The 16,504-nt window shown below is 42.2% G+C and carries 18 protein-coding genes; 2 read left to right on the forward strand and 16 right to left on the reverse strand.

The genetic code is table 11. From position 1 onward, the window contains the following. Window positions 1–50: 50 nt before the first annotated feature. Window positions 51–803: a M48 family metallopeptidase gene (locus tag AB6N04_RS15805; protein ID WP_369309186.1), complete on the reverse strand. Its 753-nt coding sequence runs from the start codon at window positions 801–803 to the stop codon at window positions 51–53. 224 nt (window positions 804–1,027) lie between these two features. Next, entirely contained in the window at window positions 1,028–1,609 is a 582-nt protein-coding gene (locus AB6N04_RS15810; RefSeq protein ID WP_369309187.1) for a HutD family protein, read from the reverse strand. 687 nt (window positions 1,610–2,296) lie between these two features. Here AB6N04_RS15810 and AB6N04_RS15815 point away from each other — a divergent pair. Both AB6N04_RS15815 and AB6N04_RS15820 read left to right on the forward strand, forming a co-directional pair. Continuing rightward, complete coding sequence (locus AB6N04_RS15815) at window positions 2,297–3,814, forward strand: phosphoethanolamine transferase (RefSeq protein ID WP_369309188.1); 1,518 nt, start codon at window positions 2,297–2,299, stop codon at window positions 3,812–3,814. 725 nt (window positions 3,815–4,539) lie between these two features. Beyond that, window positions 4,540–5,271, forward strand: a complete 732-nt coding sequence (locus tag AB6N04_RS15820; RefSeq protein ID WP_369309189.1) for a hypothetical protein — start codon at window positions 4,540–4,542, stop codon at window positions 5,269–5,271. Between the two features lie 32 nt (window positions 5,272–5,303). On the opposite strand, the gene AB6N04_RS15825 is transcribed toward AB6N04_RS15820, so the two are convergent. From AB6N04_RS15825 to AB6N04_RS15890, 14 genes are all read right to left on the reverse strand, one after another. Further along, window positions 5,304–5,522, reverse strand: a complete 219-nt coding sequence (locus tag AB6N04_RS15825; protein ID WP_112308381.1) for an ogr/Delta-like zinc finger family protein — start codon at window positions 5,520–5,522, stop codon at window positions 5,304–5,306. 71 nt (window positions 5,523–5,593) lie between these two features. Beyond that, window positions 5,594–6,691 carry a phage late control D family protein gene (locus AB6N04_RS15830; RefSeq protein WP_369309190.1) on the reverse strand — a complete coding sequence of 366 codons (1,098 nt, stop codon included), beginning with the start codon at window positions 6,689–6,691 and terminating at the stop codon, window positions 5,594–5,596. Beyond that, window positions 6,688–7,134 carry a phage tail protein gene (locus AB6N04_RS15835; RefSeq protein ID WP_369309191.1) on the reverse strand — a complete coding sequence of 149 codons (447 nt, stop codon included), beginning with the start codon at window positions 7,132–7,134 and terminating at the stop codon, window positions 6,688–6,690. The genes AB6N04_RS15830 and AB6N04_RS15835 overlap by 4 nt, the downstream gene beginning before the upstream one ends. 1 nt (window position 7,135) lies before the next feature. Next, window positions 7,136–9,832 carry a phage tail tape measure protein gene (locus AB6N04_RS15840; RefSeq protein WP_369309192.1) on the reverse strand — a complete coding sequence of 899 codons (2,697 nt, stop codon included), beginning with the start codon at window positions 9,830–9,832 and terminating at the stop codon, window positions 7,136–7,138. Beyond that, window positions 9,825–9,944, reverse strand: a complete 120-nt coding sequence (locus AB6N04_RS15845) for a GpE family phage tail protein (protein WP_036962273.1) — start codon at window positions 9,942–9,944, stop codon at window positions 9,825–9,827. The genes AB6N04_RS15840 and AB6N04_RS15845 overlap by 8 nt, the downstream gene beginning before the upstream one ends. A gap of 14 nt (window positions 9,945–9,958) precedes the next feature. Next, the gene (locus tag AB6N04_RS15850; RefSeq protein ID WP_036962040.1) at window positions 9,959–10,267 is read right to left on the reverse strand and encodes a phage tail assembly protein; all 309 of its coding nucleotides are present in this window, start codon (window positions 10,265–10,267) and stop codon (window positions 9,959–9,961) included. Window positions 10,268–10,276: 9 nt separating this feature from the next. Then, entirely contained in the window at window positions 10,277–10,792 is a 516-nt protein-coding gene (locus AB6N04_RS15855; protein ID WP_036962042.1) for a phage major tail tube protein, read from the reverse strand. A 2-nt stretch (window positions 10,793–10,794) separates the two neighbouring features. Further along, the gene (locus AB6N04_RS15860) at window positions 10,795–11,967 is read right to left on the reverse strand and encodes a phage tail sheath protein (protein WP_369309193.1); all 1,173 of its coding nucleotides are present in this window, start codon (window positions 11,965–11,967) and stop codon (window positions 10,795–10,797) included. A gap of 123 nt (window positions 11,968–12,090) precedes the next feature. Continuing rightward, window positions 12,091–12,435: a tail fiber assembly protein gene (locus AB6N04_RS15865; protein ID WP_369309194.1), complete on the reverse strand. Its 345-nt coding sequence runs from the start codon at window positions 12,433–12,435 to the stop codon at window positions 12,091–12,093. Then, entirely contained in the window at window positions 12,432–13,916 is a 1,485-nt protein-coding gene (locus tag AB6N04_RS15870) for a phage tail protein (protein ID WP_369309195.1), read from the reverse strand. The genes AB6N04_RS15865 and AB6N04_RS15870 overlap by 4 nt, the downstream gene beginning before the upstream one ends. After that, window positions 13,913–14,524, reverse strand: coding sequence for a phage tail protein I (locus tag AB6N04_RS15875; RefSeq protein ID WP_369309196.1), 612 nt, complete (start codon window positions 14,522–14,524; stop codon window positions 13,913–13,915). The genes AB6N04_RS15870 and AB6N04_RS15875 overlap by 4 nt, the downstream gene beginning before the upstream one ends. After that, the gene (locus tag AB6N04_RS15880; protein ID WP_369309197.1) at window positions 14,517–15,428 is read right to left on the reverse strand and encodes a baseplate J/gp47 family protein; all 912 of its coding nucleotides are present in this window, start codon (window positions 15,426–15,428) and stop codon (window positions 14,517–14,519) included. The genes AB6N04_RS15875 and AB6N04_RS15880 overlap by 8 nt, the downstream gene beginning before the upstream one ends. Before the next feature lie 2 nt (window positions 15,429–15,430). Continuing rightward, window positions 15,431–15,772: a GPW/gp25 family protein gene (locus AB6N04_RS15885; RefSeq protein WP_369309198.1), complete on the reverse strand. Its 342-nt coding sequence runs from the start codon at window positions 15,770–15,772 to the stop codon at window positions 15,431–15,433. Beyond that, window positions 15,769–16,395, reverse strand: coding sequence for a phage baseplate assembly protein V (locus AB6N04_RS15890; protein WP_369309199.1), 627 nt, complete (start codon window positions 16,393–16,395; stop codon window positions 15,769–15,771). The genes AB6N04_RS15885 and AB6N04_RS15890 overlap by 4 nt, the downstream gene beginning before the upstream one ends. Window positions 16,396–16,504 lie beyond the last annotated feature (109 nt).

Raw genomic sequence — 16,504 nt, forward strand, 5'->3', positions numbered from 1 at the left:
AACAATGCTAATTGACATTGTTGCACCTTATTACCAACAATAATTAAAAATTATTTTTTGTCAGCGGCGATACGGTCACGGATGTTTTGTGCACGCTCACTTGAAGGTGGGTGAGAGTCAAACATACTGGTTTCTTGGCTGCCCATTTTGGCTAATTTCTCAAAGCCAGTCACTAAACCTTCCGTTTTCACACCACGTTTTTTCAGTAAGTCATAAGAGAAGTTATCAGCTTCGCTTTCTTGGTGTTGAGAGAACTGGGAGTTGATCAGTTTTTCACCCAGTGCAGCAACTTGAGATGCGCTCAGTTGCTCAACAACGCCACCTGCTGATGCGGCCGCAGTACGAGCTGCAACAGTTGCATAAGCCACTTGCATTGCTTTACGAGTGTGACCTAATGCAACGTGTCCCATTTCATGGCCCAGAACGCCTTCAACTTCGTTGTCGTTCATGATATCCATCAGGCCGCTGTACACACGTACACAACCATTTGCCATTGCCCATGCGTTTACATCGTTAGTCATGTAAACTTTATAGTTAACTGGTGTGCCATTAACTTCGTTACCCAGAGCTTTTGCGATTTTGTCTAAACGTTTGGCGTATTTGCTCGACGCTGGCGCAATTTTGTTTTGTGCATCCATCTCTTTACAAGATTGGTCACTTAATTGCTTAACATCTGAATCACTCAGTGTTGCCGCTTGGAATAACTGCATACCTGAGTTAGTCAGCATTCCTTGGTCTATATTTTTACAGCCCGTTAAAATCACAGCAGAAACAGCAACTGCTACAAGCGCTTTCATTTTCATAGAACGTTTTTCCTTTAAAAAATACCGTTATTATTTTTTTAGTGAGGCTAAAGACTATAAATTTTGCGAAAAATAACAATAGGAATAAAGGCATAATTACACGTTATATGAATTTGATAACATTTTTACTAAAATAGCTTAATCAACAGAGTAATATTTTTTCCTAAAAACGAATTAATGATAAAAATATCGATAAGTCACCAAATAAATAGCGTCCCCTCTAACTACTTAATAAATAACTCTATTATACAATAACTTTGTTCTGAAAATTGCTGGGTTGTTAATTGCAATGGTTGCCTATTGTTTCTCACCAATAACGTTTCAGACTGATTTAAGGCGAAGGTTTGCAAATTCACTTGTAGTCCCAAATTGGGTGCGGTATTAAAAATTAATATGTGGTTTGCATCACTGATCCAAGTGTTGCTTGGTGCTGAATTTACCCACTGTAGTCGTGCTGAATATTTCTCAGGGTTATAAATCAAATTAAAATCACGAATAGCGTCTTTGACTAACTCAGCATGCACATCGCTTTCTCCCTTAAATGCAAAAAATTCCTTCTGGCGTAATGTTACAGGAGGCTGCGTATCCACATGCAAAATCATCCCTTCACCTTCTAATACGCCAATAATACGTTGGCGATTTAAAAAATGAGAAAACGGTCCTGCTGTTTTAACATCCGCAATAGACACTCGCCAATCAAAGTCATCAAGCCCTTCACCGTGGCTTCTTGCCACTTCCAACGTGACACCTTGCCCATTTTTCCAAGGCATACTGCGATAATCCTGAACGGTTAACACTTGAACCATAACGTTATCCTATTTTTTTAGTAGAGAGGTAATTGCAAGATAATGGCGATAGAAAATGGAAATAGTATGCTAAATCTGTGTTGTGGGTAAGAACATTTATAGCAATATAAACTTAGAGGCTGTTTATTTTTACTGTTACTTTGCTGCTATGTTGATAGGCTGTTGCGAAGTTCACTCGGCGGCGAACCTCTCCCCTTGCCTAAAATGGCTTTAATTCGAATAAAAATTGATAATGAAAGATAAACAGCCCCTATTACTAAATACTTTTAAATTGTCGCTTAATCGTAGACACCTTTGCCTGTCCGTCCATCTGTGACGAACTTCAGAGTGATAGTAATTTGATGTTCAGTCAAACTGGCTATTCGCCCTCAGGGTACTGATTAGTATGGATGAAAATCTCTGAAAGTGAATGGTACTTTTTACTGAAATACTTACGCATTGAATTTACGTATCACTATGAGTTCGTCACAGTCACTGACTATCCATAGCACTAAAACAGATGATGAGAAAGAAAAGATAGACCAAATTTTAGAAAAAGCCTGCCAAGGTAGTTTCTGAGTACTGATATGAAATAAACAACTAGCGAACCTTATGAAACGAGAAGTCGCAAATGCCACTTAAGTTTTGTTTAATGGTTCATTTATGTATAGAATACCCGACATTAAACTTCATACTTGAATGGGTAATATGTCGGCAATCGTATCTCGCATCAAAAATAGTTCATTTCTGAAAATATTGTTAATTTTTATATATTTTACAACCATTCACTACGCTATGGGCTACCACTTTAAGCCTTTTTATGTTATCGCTATTACTGGGCTTGCAATATATTGTAATCAGTATCGTAAGTTATATATCGTATTGATTATGTTTTATGCAATTGTTGCATCCTTGTATTTACCTGTAGGTTTACTTTATGGTCCGCCTGATTACAATATTTTTTCATCCTTTTATTATACAAATCCAGAAGAGGCCAAAGGATTTATCAGTAATATTAATTTAAAGTATTACTTGCTATCGGCACTGATCTTTTTATTTGGGATTATAGTATGTCGAATGAACATGACTATCAGCAAGAATGTAAAAAGGATATCAGTATCAATATTTTTGCTTATCACAATGATACAACCTGTTAAAGCTATTTATGGCAATAGCATAAAATTACTTTTAACATCAGGATTACCTGAAATCAGATTTTTTACTGAAAGCTTATACTATTTAGATTACTTAGAAAAAGAAAAGAAATCGATAGAAGGCTCCCCCTCTTTCGGTGAATTAACGGTTAATAATAAATATAATACATATGTGGTTATCATTGGCGAAAGTGTTCGCCGTGACTTTATGCATAACTACGGTTTCCCTATCAATAATACGCCATTTATGAGCAGCGTTGATGGTGTTTTTTATAATAACTATATATCTGCAGCAGGTTCAACAAACCTTTCACTATCAAGAAGTTTGTCTATGTATCCAGTGATGCCCAATAATATCATTACACTAGCAAACAAGGCGGGGTTTAATACTTACTGGATTTCTCGTCAAGGTCAAAGCGGAAAACATGATGGACCTGTTGCTTCTATCGCAAAGAGAGCAAATGATAGTTATTTCTTTGGTGGTAAAACAAATCTATCTGAAAATGTTATATCAGAAGATGGGTTAGCTTTTCCCAAATTTATTCAAATATTAAACAATCCCTCTAAGAAAAAACTTATTGTTATTCATTTGATTGGTAGTCATTCACCATTCTGTGCACGAGTTTCAAACTCATATGAAAACTTTTATAAAAGTAAAGATCTATCCTGCTATGTACAGAGTATAAAAAATACAGATCTACTCTTGTCAAAAATATATTTTGAGCTATCAAAAAGTAAAGGGACATGGTCAATGCTCTATTTTTCAGATCATGGGCTTTCTTTTATCGATGATCAACAAGATCTAATTCATGGTGATAAGAAAAGACAGAATTTTGAAGTACCATTATTTATTACATCCTCCGATTCAACTAATCGGGAAACAATATCAGCGAGAAGAAATGGACTTAATTTATTTCAATTATTTTCAGAATGGCTAGGAATTAAAGAAACTAATATAGAATATACTTGTAGTATGCTATCAAATAACAATTGCGAAAATCAGAATGCAATAATTGACTTTGATAAACATATTATTGATTTCAATACATTAGATAATGACAATATAAAATAATACTTATTGGGATAAAGCCTTCGATTGTTTAGAAATGAAAGGTTTTATCCTATAAATTAACTAATTCTGTACTAACCCATCAACATAATATAAGAATTAATGATATTAAAAGCTAAAACACAAAGATATTCCCCCAAAAATTCCCCCCATAACAACAGAACAAGTCGAAATCCACGAATTAAAAAAGAAAATTACACGCTTTAAGAAACTTAATGAGCGCTAAAAAAACTACCGCTCTGGTGATGTCGGACTCTATAAACAATTTTCGCGGGTGCGGATCGAGAAACTGAGTCTGAGCTTTAGTATTAAAAACAGTGTGGCATATTCAGTTTACCTGAAAAAATCTCACTGAAATTACTACTTATAGATTAGTATATATTCTTCAATTTGATCCTGACCAATTCATCCGTACACTAAAGTGTCCACGGACTGTCCACACTTATGATTTTTCGTGACTTTTATGGACGCCTAATGAAAATGTTATCACACTGATAAATAAAGGATTTATTTATTTTTGCGATAAAAAAAAGCCCCTAACAGGGGCTATAAAAGACAGGGATGGTGTTCGTTATTAAGGTTTAACTCGTTGTTATATTTAACATTATAATTTACGCCGTCCACGTTCCGTCCACATCGACCATTATTGACCTAGCCCCTCCCAAATGAGGGGCTTTACTTATCATCCAATCCAGACTCTAATTTAAACCCACTTAAAAGGAGGACTCATGGATAACTTATTTTTTATACTTACTCTTATAGCCTTGATTGCTTTTGTTCTAGGATTAGTAAAGCCTAAACTTGTGTTCATGCCCAATAGAAAGAAATCTTCACTTGTTTATTCTGTATCCGTCCTTGTTCTACTTTCTTTATTCATTGTTTTTGCTGAGCCTTCACAGCCCCAAGAGCAAACGAAAAGCACCCCACAAACTGAAGAACAAAAACAGCCACAAAATAATAGTTACTTATCTAGTGACCAAGAATGCACGAAAGATAATAAAATTTATGCAACCGCAAAAGATGCAATGGAATATTTCAGTGATTATTATCCTGAAAATAACACACTCGAAATTATTAGTGAGTCACCGCTAAAAATTAGATTATCTCCGCAAGCTGTTAGTAATGATATTGTTGATGTAAAAGAGTTATTAACTAAGCGCGCTGTTGTCTATGGTGTATACCGTGCTTTGATTAATACACCAAACGATAAAGTTACAGTAACATCCTACTTGGTAGATTTTGAAGGTAAAAAGCTGAAAGACTCACCAGAATATACAACAACTATCACTAAACCACAGGCATTAGAGATCATTAAAAAAAATATTCCGGTTAATAATTTGAGTGAACTAACCGATGATAGCTGCTCTTTTACTGCACAGTTCAATGAATTACGATTTGATGATAGCGGTAAAAAAGGCTTTGATACCTTTTTCAATGAATTGATTAGTGTTTCTAAGTAATATTTAGCCCCTCAATTGAGGGGCTTTGATTTCTATAATGCTAAAGACGGTTGTTGGTATTTGTTCGGATGCGGTTCAACAACATTAACATGTGCGGGTTTAACAACAATTTTTGTCACTGATTCGTGACTAACAAATGTACAACCACAATTAATATTTTGGCACTGGTTATAACGTTCTTTGGTTTCGGATGAAACTTGATAGGAACTACGTGTATGTGCAGCATGACCGCATTCGGGACAATTCATCATGATAGATTACCTTTTGTCATGATGTTGATGTTATGTGAATTATATCATGTGTTTTTATACAGTCTAAAAAATTATTCGTCAGCTATATCTAAATCCGAAATTTTCACTTCTAACTCTAATGCGGTTGTAAAACCACTGTCATTCAGTGAATGAACGACTCGTGTTAATGTCCAGTCCGCGTTATCAATTTCGGGTTTAAATCCGCTCACTGTGACGGGCATTTCAGGGTAGAGATCTGCACGGCCAACCGCGAGTTGAATCGAAAATGAAGCTACACCACGTTGGATTTTTTCCCAGTTGGCTTTTGCGGCTCGGGCGGCATTTTCTTTCGTGGCGTAGGTATGAGAAAGCGTCAGGACGTTCCCTTGTTCGCCGGCTAAATATTCCCCTTGTTTTTCTTTTGGTTCGGCGGGCTTTGTAGGTTTTTTACTTTTTCGCTTACGCTTTACCGTCACTGCTTTTTTCTTTTTTGGCTCACGAGTGTCAAGCCAGTTAGCAATAACCCCCGTATATGCACCACGATCAGCTAGTGAAAAACGGTGGCTGTCACCGACAGAGCGAGTAATATGCATAGTTTTAATGGGTTGGCCAGTCGCAGTGAGCCCTTGGCCTTGCTTCATAAACAGTAAATTCCCGTTTTTAACCGCAACGATTGCACCTTCTGATTTCGCCACTCGCGTTAAAAATGAGCCGTCCGATTCGTTGGTTTGGTCAATATGGGCAAGCTTGATTTTATCTAATTTTTCATCAATAACAGGCTTCAGCTTGTTGCGCTCAGCCAAGGTTCGCACGATATCGCCAAGTGTTTTCTGGTGATATGACTGCTCACGCTTAACGTTTAAGGTCTCGCGAAAATCTGCACTACGACCACGGATCATGAGCTTATCTGGCACGCCGCTATGTTCAATCTCATCAACCGTAAACGTTCCCTTGTAGATCAGCGGTTCATTTTTCCAACCAAGATGCAATGATAAGGTTTCTCCTCGTTTAGGTAAGGCGAGTTTTCCGTCACTATCATCCAGCTCAATATCTAATTGGTCAGCTTCAAAGCCGCGGTTATCTGTCATAGTTAATGACATTAAACGCCCCTGAATCAGGCTATTAATATTTTCACCGCCTGCCGCAAGCACAAAAATAGGGGTTAACTCATCGTTGGTTAAAAAACTCATAGTGGCAAGGCTCCGCGAATATCATTGAGCTGCTGACCTAGATCACCAAACATTTGAGACAGCGATTCATCCGTGCGTTTTAATTTCAGCGTAAAATCAATTTTTCTGGGTGCGCCATCGACAAAAAACTCACTTTTTGATTGCGTGATTTCTTCAATCACGTACATACCGTAAATATTTCCCGTTCCATCAATCAGTGACCATGCGCGGCCTGTTTCTGCCATTTGCTCTAATACGAGCAATGATAATCTACCGCCCGTCAGTGACGGCAATAAGGTGCCACTGAGGGTGATGTCGTCGTTATCAAGGCCGATAAATTGAACTGCGGGGCGTTTGCCAACACGGTTATTCACTCCATATCGGTATTTTTGATTGATTTGCATCATTTGGTAAGGCGTTGTATTTAATTGAAATACAAATAGACCTAGCGCTGCCATTGCCATGTTAATAATCCTCGCTATCTTGGTAGCGGCTTAATTGCCTTGCCTGCTCTTGTCGCTGGCGTTGCTCTAACTGTCTCGCGACTTCTCTTGCAATGTCGCTTGCTGATTGGTTGGGCTGTGGGTAAATATTAATAATTGGCGCAGCATTTGCCATGTGACGATTTTGATTAACCGTGACTGGGGCGGGATGGTAATCGCTGGCAGGCAGTGCATAAGGGTGGATAGGCTTGGCAATGGCAGTCATTGAGCCGAAAGTCAGTGCAGCGGCCGCAAGGGCGGCAGTGTTTTTTCGGCTGGTAATATGCGCAGGACCATTCACAATTTCAGGGCCATATTCCCCTGCAATGCCAAATTGGCCACGGGGAATAAACCCGCCACTGTCGAACATGCCCGCACTTTTCATACCGGCTTGAATGACGGTCACTTGTGACATGGCACGGACAGTTTTGGTTTCATCCGAAAGCATCCAATCGGGTAATATGTTTGTGGCCATTTGCTTGAGTTCGGCAAATTGGGCTTTCAGTGCTTCCCACTTTTCCAGAATGCCGTTTTTCAGGCTATCAATGATCTCACCGCCAATTTGTTTAAAGCGTTCCGGTAAACCTTTAACATCAGCGACAATCTGATCCCACTTATCAGAAATGGTCTTCTTAACCAATGTCCACATACGGACGGTAATAGACACAATGCTATCCCAATGCTTATAAATCCATCCAGCTGGCGTCCAATTTAAAATGAGTGATTTTATCGCTTCAAATGCATCTTTAAAAATGGTCGTGACTAAATTCCATAACCCTTTCGCATAAGGGACAATATCATCCCAATATTTATAAATCAGGTAAGCCGCGCCAGCAATGGCGGTAATAATTAAGATAATCGGGTTAGCTAATAGCGCACGGCCTAGCATCATAAATGCCGTTCCAATTAACTTAATAGGCTTAATGAGTAATGATAGAAACCCACTGCCTTTGATACCTAACACGGACAGACTCAATTTCGCCATGGCGAGTGGTCCAATTAACGCAGCAATCATCAATGAGATACCGCCACCAACGGCCAGCACCGCACCCAACCCCAATGTGATCATAGTAATTTGTTTAACCAGTTCAGGGTTTTTCTTTGCCCATTGGCCAAACTTCGAAATGAGGTCTGTGACTCGTTTAGTGATATCGCGCAAAGGGCTATCCGCACCGCCAAAAATTTGTATTCCTACATCTTCATAAGCCGAGGTTAAGTTTTTTAAGTCGCCATCAAGGTTATCTGTCATGGTTTTGGCAACTTTTTCCGCTTCCCCTTTAGCGGCTTTAATTTCGGCAATCATGGCCTGCAACTGACCTGAGCCAGCTTGATCAACCAATACCGAGAGAGCAGAAAATGCCTCTTCACCGGCAATATGTTTAAACAGTCCGGCACGCTCAGCTGTTCCCATTTTTTTGGTTTTTCTGTCTAGCTCGGCGAGTATGTCGGTAAATTGGCGCAAATTACCTTTGGCATCACGGGTTTTAATTTTCAATTTATCAAGGGCTTCGCCGGCCATTTTCGGCGGCTCTGCTAAACGCCCTAAAATAGAGCGTAAGCCTGTACCGGCCATACTGCCTTGAATACCCGCATCGCCGAGTTTACCGGCAGCAACGGCGGCAGTCTCTAAATCAACACCGAGCCCCGAGGCAACCGGCGCAACATATTTCATCGTGTCGCCAAGCATAGTGAGGTTTGTGTTAGATCGCGTAAACGTGGCAACAAGGGCATCACTGACACGGTTCATTTCATTAGAATTCAGCTTAAAGCCGGTCAAGATGTTGGAACCAATATCAGCCGTGGTGGCCAAGTCAATGTCACCGGCCAATGACATGGATAAAGTGCCAGACATGGCATTTTTAATTTGCTCTGGTTTAAAACCAGCCATGGCATAAAACGCTTGACCTTGTGCAACTTCATTAGCGGTGAATGCGGTTGTCGCCCCAAGGTCTCGCGCTTGCTCCCTTAACATCTTGTAGTCGTCGGAATTTTTATCAAGGCGGGTTAAGGCTTGCACTTTCGACATGCCGATTTCAAAATCATAGCCTGGTACTAAGACTTTTTTAGCCGCATAACCTAACCCCACACCGGATGCAAGGATGCCCGCGCTGCTACCTGCCATTTTATTACGCACTCCCATGGCATTTTGATAGCTATTTTTTGCCGCAGACATTCGCTTTTCTTGGTTGGCTACCCGTTTTAGTTGCTGCTCTTGTTGCTGTAATCGCCGGCTTGTGCTGGCAATGTCGCTATTTAATTTGATTTGGGCTTGGCTTAGCTGGCGTGTTGAAATCCCACTGCCTTTTAGGGCTTCCCGTTGGCGCTGCAATGAGGCACTCAGTGTGCCGGTTTCAGCTTTGAGTTTTGCGGCAGCCGCTTTTGCGCGGTCAAGCTCCCGTGATTGGGCCCTCGTGGGATTTTGAACGGTGGATAATTCACGTGCGAGCCGGCTAACTTTGGCGGTAGCTTGTTGGTAGGCATTATTTGCTGCATCAAGGGATTGCTTGGTTTTCTTAAACCCGTCAATTTGCTTGGCTTGGTTGTTGAGCTCTTTGAGTTGTTGTTTAGATTGGCGGAGGGTTTCCGCCAATTTTTTATTCGACGCTTGGGCACTCTTAAACGGTTTTGTAAATTTATCAACGGCGCTTAAAATCACCTGTAAACGTAAATCTTTACTCATCTTCTACACCGCTACGTTTAAGGGCGTGATAACGCCATTCTAATAATTCGGTTAGGGAAAATTCATCGGTGACAGCCGGTGACCAGTGAAAAATAGTGGCAATATCTGCCACTAAATCATTGACGGTTAATCGTTCTGGAAATCCATAGTCACCGACTTCGGTAACAAAAAAAGCACAAGCTCTTTGGTTAAATTCAGCATATCCGCAGGGTTCATCATGATTAATTCAGGTTTCGTCAATGCCGGTGCGGTGACGCGGGGTAATACCAACATTGCCGAATCCACATCCATTTCCATCAGTGCGGCTAAGCGAACACCACGCAATGCGCCAGAATTGGGTTTACGTACCACAATCTCTGTTACTGTGGTTGTTCCACGTGTGATGGGTTCATCTAGCGTGACGGTGATTTGATTTTTTTCTACTGGTTCAGTCATTTACTTTTCCTATAAACCTAATGCGGCGCGTTGTTCTTCTAGGCGATCAACACCATCAACTTTTTCAATCATATTGAGTAAATCAATCTCAATGAGTGTTTCACCGTCCCAAATGAGCTTGTAATACGTAGCATTAAAAGGCGCTTTGACTTGGGTGTTTTCACCGGCCTTGCCATTACCGGAGTCAATTTCACTGAATCGACCACGTAGCACGACCTCAACGGCGGTGTATTCTTTGGTATCTTGGCGTTGATAAGCACAATTGAGGCGCAACATAACACCATCAATTTGAGTGATACCCCATTGCTTATAGAGCTGGGCTTCTAAGCCTCCAAATGTTAATTCGGCAGAGAGTGCATCATCTTCTAGCCCCATATCAATTTTGACGCCGCCGTTCATGCCGCCGCCGCGGTAGGTTTCAAATTTACGGGTGATTTTCGGTAGCGTGATTTCTTCAATACGCCCCATATAGCTTTCACCCTCATTGAACAAATTTAAATCTTTAAGTTTGCGTGGTAAGGCCATGATTACCCCTTAATTTTTGAGCCAAAATCTAATAAATAGCGGTCAGTGATACGCTGACGTAACAGTAAGTTTTCCAGTGGGGGTACGGCTGTATAGTCATAATCAATGTATAACTTGCCGCTTTTCAGCTCTTCTTTGGTGTTAACGTCTGGATCGAACCAACATTCACCACCCAATAAATAACCCTGCGTTGTCATGCTGCGCAGGTTTGCATTGATACTTTCGATAATATCGCGAGCCAGTGAGGGATTAAGTGCGCCGTCAATTGACCAGTCGAGTCCCTCGGCGATGGTATCGGATAACACTTGCGCGGTGCGGGTGTAAGATTCAAAGGCAAACAACGGATCATCTGAGCAAGTACGGGAGCCCCAAAACTTGAAGCCGTTATTGCGAATTAGCGTGGTGATATCGTTTTCGTTGAGTAAGCCAGCATCGGTGGCGGGGTCTTGTAAATCCCATGACACATCGGCAGAAATGCCTGTGACACCATTAACGCCAACGTTAGACAAGGTTTTATGCCAGCCAATATCATTATCAATTTTGGCGCGTAAGCCCAAGGCACACGCGGTGGCGTAGATATTACTTTCTGCGTTCGCGACAGTGTCCCAGCTTTGAAACTCAGGCCAAATCAACATTAATTCACGTTGATTAAAGTTTTTGCGGTAATCAATCGCCTCGGAAATAGTTTTACTGCCATAGGCGCTAATATAAGCCATGGCACGCATTTTTTGCGCGATACCGGCGAGCGTTGATGAAACTGCCTGTGTATCATGAGCCGGTACGGCTAGAATGCGAGGCTTAACACCTAAACGGCCTTGCGCCACAGTCAATGCCTGTAAGCCGGTTTTTCGTCCATCGGGGGTAGTGCCACCAATAATATTGGATGTGGTTTCTGCTTCGCTTTCGCCTTGTTCAACGCGTACAACCACGGTAACAGGTTTTGATTGGTTACCAACAGCATCCAGTGAGCGTGCAAGCGTGCCGGTTTCGCCAGCTTTACCTGCCGCATTTTTCACATCTGTAATTAAAACAGGGGTATTGAGTGGAAACGCTTTTGTGTCTGCATCATCGGCAGTACACACCATTCCGACAATGGCGGTATTGATGGTGCGAATTGGTCGCGTGCCTTCATTGAGTTCAATCACTCGCACGCCGTGGTGATAATCTTGAGCCATTACTAGCGTCCTCTATTTTGCAATAGCTCAATTTTGGGTTGGGGTTAAGGCAAATGCACGAAATGGGGATTGTGTGAGGGATGAAACAAAGCCCCGTTGATTGGGGCTCAGAGTAGATTAATGTTATTCGGGTTTTTCAGGCCAATCAATATCTGGTGCTGTTGATGTATCAATACGATTTAAATCAACACGGTACTGTTTCCATGTATTTAACCGCATAAGCTCTTTATCCGTTGCGACACCTAAATCGACAGCATCTTGTAATGGTGTTGTCTGGTTGATTGCTTCAATCAGTAAAGCTTGTTTTTGAAGTTCTGCATTAGAAATTAATTCCTCTTTTGAGGGTTGTGTTAACGATATGGCTTCTGATTCAGTTATTTCAATAACTGATTGTTCTAACCAATCTTTAGGCGATTCATCATTACCAAACGCAAAAACTTCATTATCACTATTTTTATAATATCTCATGTCCTTAACTCCAACCATTTGAAATAACTTGCATTAACACCACTGCCGTTAAAATTATATGTTGATGAAGGGGGAATAATGGCTGTGATATTAATATTCTGCCCCGTGCTAGAAAATTTGAAATGGTTACAAGTTATTCCATCTAAGGTAAATGACAATTGATTACCTGAATTAGTCGAGCCTGCCAAATAAACTACAATCGGTTTTCCGGTTGTGTTTGTATAGTTGGTGTTATATTTCCGATTTGAGGTGACATCTTGCCATTTTTGTCCGTAACCTAGGCCACTCCCAACAGCAAACTTACTATCTACCTCTGCTTTGGTATACGCCCCCACATCTCCTGCGGTCAGCGAGATATCTGTACTTAATGGTTTATTGTTGACCTTACGCCCACTCGGAACCCTACCATTCGCGTTATTATTCGCATTAGTTGCCGCAGTATTAGCCGCATTTGCCGTGGTCTGCGCATCCGTGCCTGCCTTTTTCGCATCAGCAACTTTGGTGTCGGTTTCTGCTTTGGTATACGCCCCCACATCACCCGCACTTAGTGTGATATCGTCACTTAATGGTTTATTGTTCACTTTACGCGTACTTGGCACACGACCATTAGCATTATTATTCGCATTAGCTGCCGCAGTATTAGCCGCATTTGCCGTGGCTTGCGCATCCGTTCCGGCCTTTTTCGCATCAGCGACTTTGGTGTCGGTTTCTGCCTTGGTATAAGCCCCCACATCACTAGCACTTAAAGTAATATCTGCACTTAACGGCTTATTGTTTACCTTTCGCGTATTTGGCACACGACCATTAGCATTATTATTCGCATTAGTTGCTGCTGTATTGGCCGCATTCGCTGAATTTTGTGCATTAACAGCCCGTTGGTTAATTTCCGTGGCCAACTTGGGTGTGATAGCTTTGGTGTTATCGGCACTCAGAGCATCAGCCAATTGCACAAAACCTTTGGCGCTAGTCGTTGCATCGGGGTGATTACGGCTTTTAACGTGAGCCTCAATCGCTGTTTTTACTGAATCATCCACATAGCCGCGCGTGGCAAGCACAATCGCGGGGTCAACTTTCAATGTAACCGCTTCAGTATGGCTGACAATCAAAATCATTCGAATGGTTTGCGTACGACCTGAACCCTCGGCTAACAATGGCTTATAGGTTTCAGGGCAATTCGCCACGGCTACCAATAACCCTGATTTATCAAACAAACCGATTTCACGTATCCACCAACCACCCTCATTTTCAGGGATCACTTGTTCCGCAATAACTTGATTAGTATTCATAGGGTCAATAAATAACGTATTAATTGCTGCTCGGCGCTTTTCATTGACTAATTTAGTTTGCTTGGTATCTGGTGCGGGCAAGGCACCGCCGCCGTCACCAACCGCCATGTGCGTTAATTCAATTTTCGTGCCGAGGGCAGTCGCCTCTGCAAGCACTTTTTCACCATAAGTGGTAAGCAATGCAAAATATTTCATTGGAGAGTCACCCTCATTTCATCAATAACATGTACCGCTGCCCCTGTGGAAATCGTACCACCTGAGCTGATCACATCTGGCGTGTATGGGTAAACGGTTAATTCATCACCGCTATAGCTAGCCGCAGAACAATAGATTTGGCCTTTGGTTTCAAGCTGAATAGTAAGCCCGACTAAATGACGGCTTGCCGGCTTGGCATCAAAAATTAATGCTTCTAACTCTTGATACATTTCCTCAGTAATACCGGTTTCCAGTACCCCAATATCAAGGCGAAACGTGCCGGCGGTTTCATTGGTTTTCCACCACTCGATCACACGAATTAAATAACCCAATGGCTCAACTACACGGCGCAAAGCGCCAATCGTGCCCTTGTGTTTATGAATAAACATCGCTGCTTTAACAGCATCGCGCTTGGCTTTTTCCGTCCAGTTTTTATCCCATCGGTCAACACTGAACGCCCACGCCAGATACGGCAACAAATGCACGGGGCATTTATCAGGGTTCCAAAGTTCACGAATAGGAATAGGCACGCGCTCAATCTGTGCCAATGACTCAGCGGCCGCGAGCTCTAACGGTGATGAGCCGACAGGTAATAAACGATTATTCATCTGAACCCCCTAATGCCACGTTAATTTGTGTGCAGAAGCTGGCCTGTGTTTTATCCAATTTGATATCTGCAACCGGCTTTTTCAGTTCAACGCGTTGCACGCCTTGAACATGCAGCGCGGCATAAATGGCGCTAAGGACAATGTCACGGCCTAATCGGTGTTGCTGTGTCGCATAGCGTTTCACTTGTTCTTCTGCCGCCGCCATAATCGGTTCGTATTCAGGGGAGGGATAACAGTAAATCACCGCGTCGATTTCATAGTTAACGATGGTTGCTGATTGTACTGTGACACGATCAGCAACCGGTCTAACGTCCTCATCGTTTAACGCAATATTCACTTTCTCAATTAAATCAGCCGGTGCGCTGCCGTTCCCCTCGCGGGATAAAACCGTAACCGTGACATGAGCCGGTAGCGGACTAATTACCGAGGCATCAGAAACCCGACCATCAGCGCTGCGAGCATGATATTCATAACTGCCAATAGGGCCAGCTACGCTTAACGCTTCGAAAGCGGCCGGTATACGCATACGTAAATTGGCATCAGACTCATACATCGGTGCAATCGGTGGGATGGCGTTTTCATCACCCGCAGATAACATCAAGCGTTTCACGTTATTATTGGCTGCCAGTTGGTCAAGGTCGACACCGGTAGCAAAAGCCACCATACTTGCGCGAGCCGCTTCATTAACCCGCTGACGTAAAATCAATTCTCTATAGCAATTTTCTTGCAGTAATTTGGTTAACGGCTCGGATTCTAATTCTAAAGTGCGGGCTATCGCTTCCCGCTGTTCTTCTGGCATTGCAGCGATTAACGCGGTTTTGCGCTCGGCAAATAGCACCTCAGAATCTAATAGTTCGACAACATCGGGTGCCGGCAATAAACTTAAATCAATACTGGCTGCCATTGTTACCTCACATTGACCGAAAAATTAAGTGACTGGTTGGTGTCTTGGGTTGTGGCTTCAATATCCACAATCATCTGCGCAGCCTCGGTGCTATTTAGGCTAATGCGAGTTAATAAAATGCGTGGCTCCCATTTCAACAATGCGGTGTAGCACGCTGACATTAACTGCAATGTCAGCGCGGAATTTTGTGGCTGGTCGATAAGTTCTGATAATAGCGAACCATAATTTCGCCGTGCGATGCGTGAGCCTATAGGGGTAATCAAAATATCGCGCACGGATTGGCGTATATGTTCAATATCGGAAAGGCACTTTCCATTTTCTCGACTCATGCCGCAATATCTCATTGTGGTTTTCCTGTGGATTCGCCACCGCTACGTACACCGCCATGAGTGTGCTCATGCAACGTAATACCATTGGATGTAATTGCGCCGCCGGTGTGTGTGAAATTGCCCGTCATTTTGCCGCCCTCGGTGACATTGAGCGTGGCACAGGTCAGATTTTGTGAACAAATTACAGTTGGGGTTGTCAGGTTAATTTGTTTGCTTGCATTAACGACAACCACTTTTGTGGTTGCGTTGATTTGCTCACTGGCCTCAATCGTAGCCGTTTTAATCCCTGTTGCGATTAATGCACCAGTAGCGGGTTCATATTCAATGATTGCCCCGTCTGAATAAGTACGATGATCTGCTGTGAGGGAGTCTGTTGGTTCTGAGTGTTCATTGGAAAAGATACCGGTTAGCACAAATGCCGTGGTAAGTTCACCGCCTAACGCCAAGATAAGGACTTGCTCACCCACGCTTGGTGCGTTCATCGTGCGCGTGCTACCGGCGCGTAAGGTAACCCAATTTAGCCAGTCGGTTTCTAGGTTTCCAATTTGCACACGACAGCCTTTCTTGGCATCAACATTAGTCACGCTACCAATGCGGATCAGGTTTCTGATTAGACGTAAAATATCTGCATTATTCATAAAACATAGATTGCCACGGATGAAGAATAAGGCATATGTATATGGCTTTGTGCCATGATTGGCACAAGTTGAATAACGTGAAATTAGTTATCTTTACAGCTTGTAGTTT

This window comes from Providencia rettgeri, assembly GCF_041075285.1.
GTDB lineage: Bacteria > Pseudomonadota > Gammaproteobacteria > Enterobacterales > Enterobacteriaceae > Providencia > Providencia rettgeri_G.

Coding starts and splice junctions, on each gene's coding strand:
- AB6N04_RS15825 (WP_112308381.1), bottom strand. CDS start 5,522: ATGATGAATTGTCCCGAATGCGGTCATGCTGCACATACACGTAGTTCC.
- AB6N04_RS15805 (WP_369309186.1), bottom strand. CDS start 803: ATGAAAATGAAAGCGCTTGTAGCAGTTGCTGTTTCTGCTGTGATTTTA.
- AB6N04_RS15880 (WP_369309197.1), bottom strand. CDS start 15,428: ATGGCAGCCAGTATTGATTTAAGTTTATTGCCGGCACCCGATGTTGTC.
- AB6N04_RS15820 (WP_369309189.1), top strand. CDS start 4,540: ATGGATAACTTATTTTTTATACTTACTCTTATAGCCTTGATTGCTTTT.
- AB6N04_RS15870 (WP_369309195.1), bottom strand. CDS start 13,916: ATGAAATATTTTGCATTGCTTACCACTTATGGTGAAAAAGTGCTTGCA.
- AB6N04_RS15815 (WP_369309188.1), top strand. CDS start 2,297: ATGTCGGCAATCGTATCTCGCATCAAAAATAGTTCATTTCTGAAAATA.
- AB6N04_RS15830 (WP_369309190.1), bottom strand. CDS start 6,691: ATGAGTTTTTTAACCAACGATGAGTTAACCCCTATTTTTGTGCTTGCG.
- AB6N04_RS15890 (WP_369309199.1), bottom strand. CDS start 16,395: ATGAATAATGCAGATATTTTACGTCTAATCAGAAACCTGATCCGCATT.
- AB6N04_RS15835 (WP_369309191.1), bottom strand. CDS start 7,134: ATGGCAATGGCAGCGCTAGGTCTATTTGTATTTCAATTAAATACAACG.
- AB6N04_RS15865 (WP_369309194.1), bottom strand. CDS start 12,435: ATGAGATATTATAAAAATAGTGATAATGAAGTTTTTGCGTTTGGTAAT.
- AB6N04_RS15840 (WP_369309192.1), bottom strand. CDS start 9,832: ATGAGTAAAGATTTACGTTTACAGGTGATTTTAAGCGCCGTTGATAAA.
- AB6N04_RS15875 (WP_369309196.1), bottom strand. CDS start 14,524: ATGAATAATCGTTTATTACCTGTCGGCTCATCACCGTTAGAGCTCGCG.
- AB6N04_RS15885 (WP_369309198.1), bottom strand. CDS start 15,772: ATGAGATATTGCGGCATGAGTCGAGAAAATGGAAAGTGCCTTTCCGAT.
- AB6N04_RS15855 (WP_036962042.1), bottom strand. CDS start 10,792: ATGGCCTTACCACGCAAACTTAAAGATTTAAATTTGTTCAATGAGGGT.
- AB6N04_RS15810 (WP_369309187.1), bottom strand. CDS start 1,609: ATGGTTCAAGTGTTAACCGTTCAGGATTATCGCAGTATGCCTTGGAAA.
- AB6N04_RS15860 (WP_369309193.1), bottom strand. CDS start 11,967: ATGGCTCAAGATTATCACCACGGCGTGCGAGTGATTGAACTCAATGAA.
- AB6N04_RS15850 (WP_036962040.1), bottom strand. CDS start 10,267: ATGACTGAACCAGTAGAAAAAAATCAAATCACCGTCACGCTAGATGAA.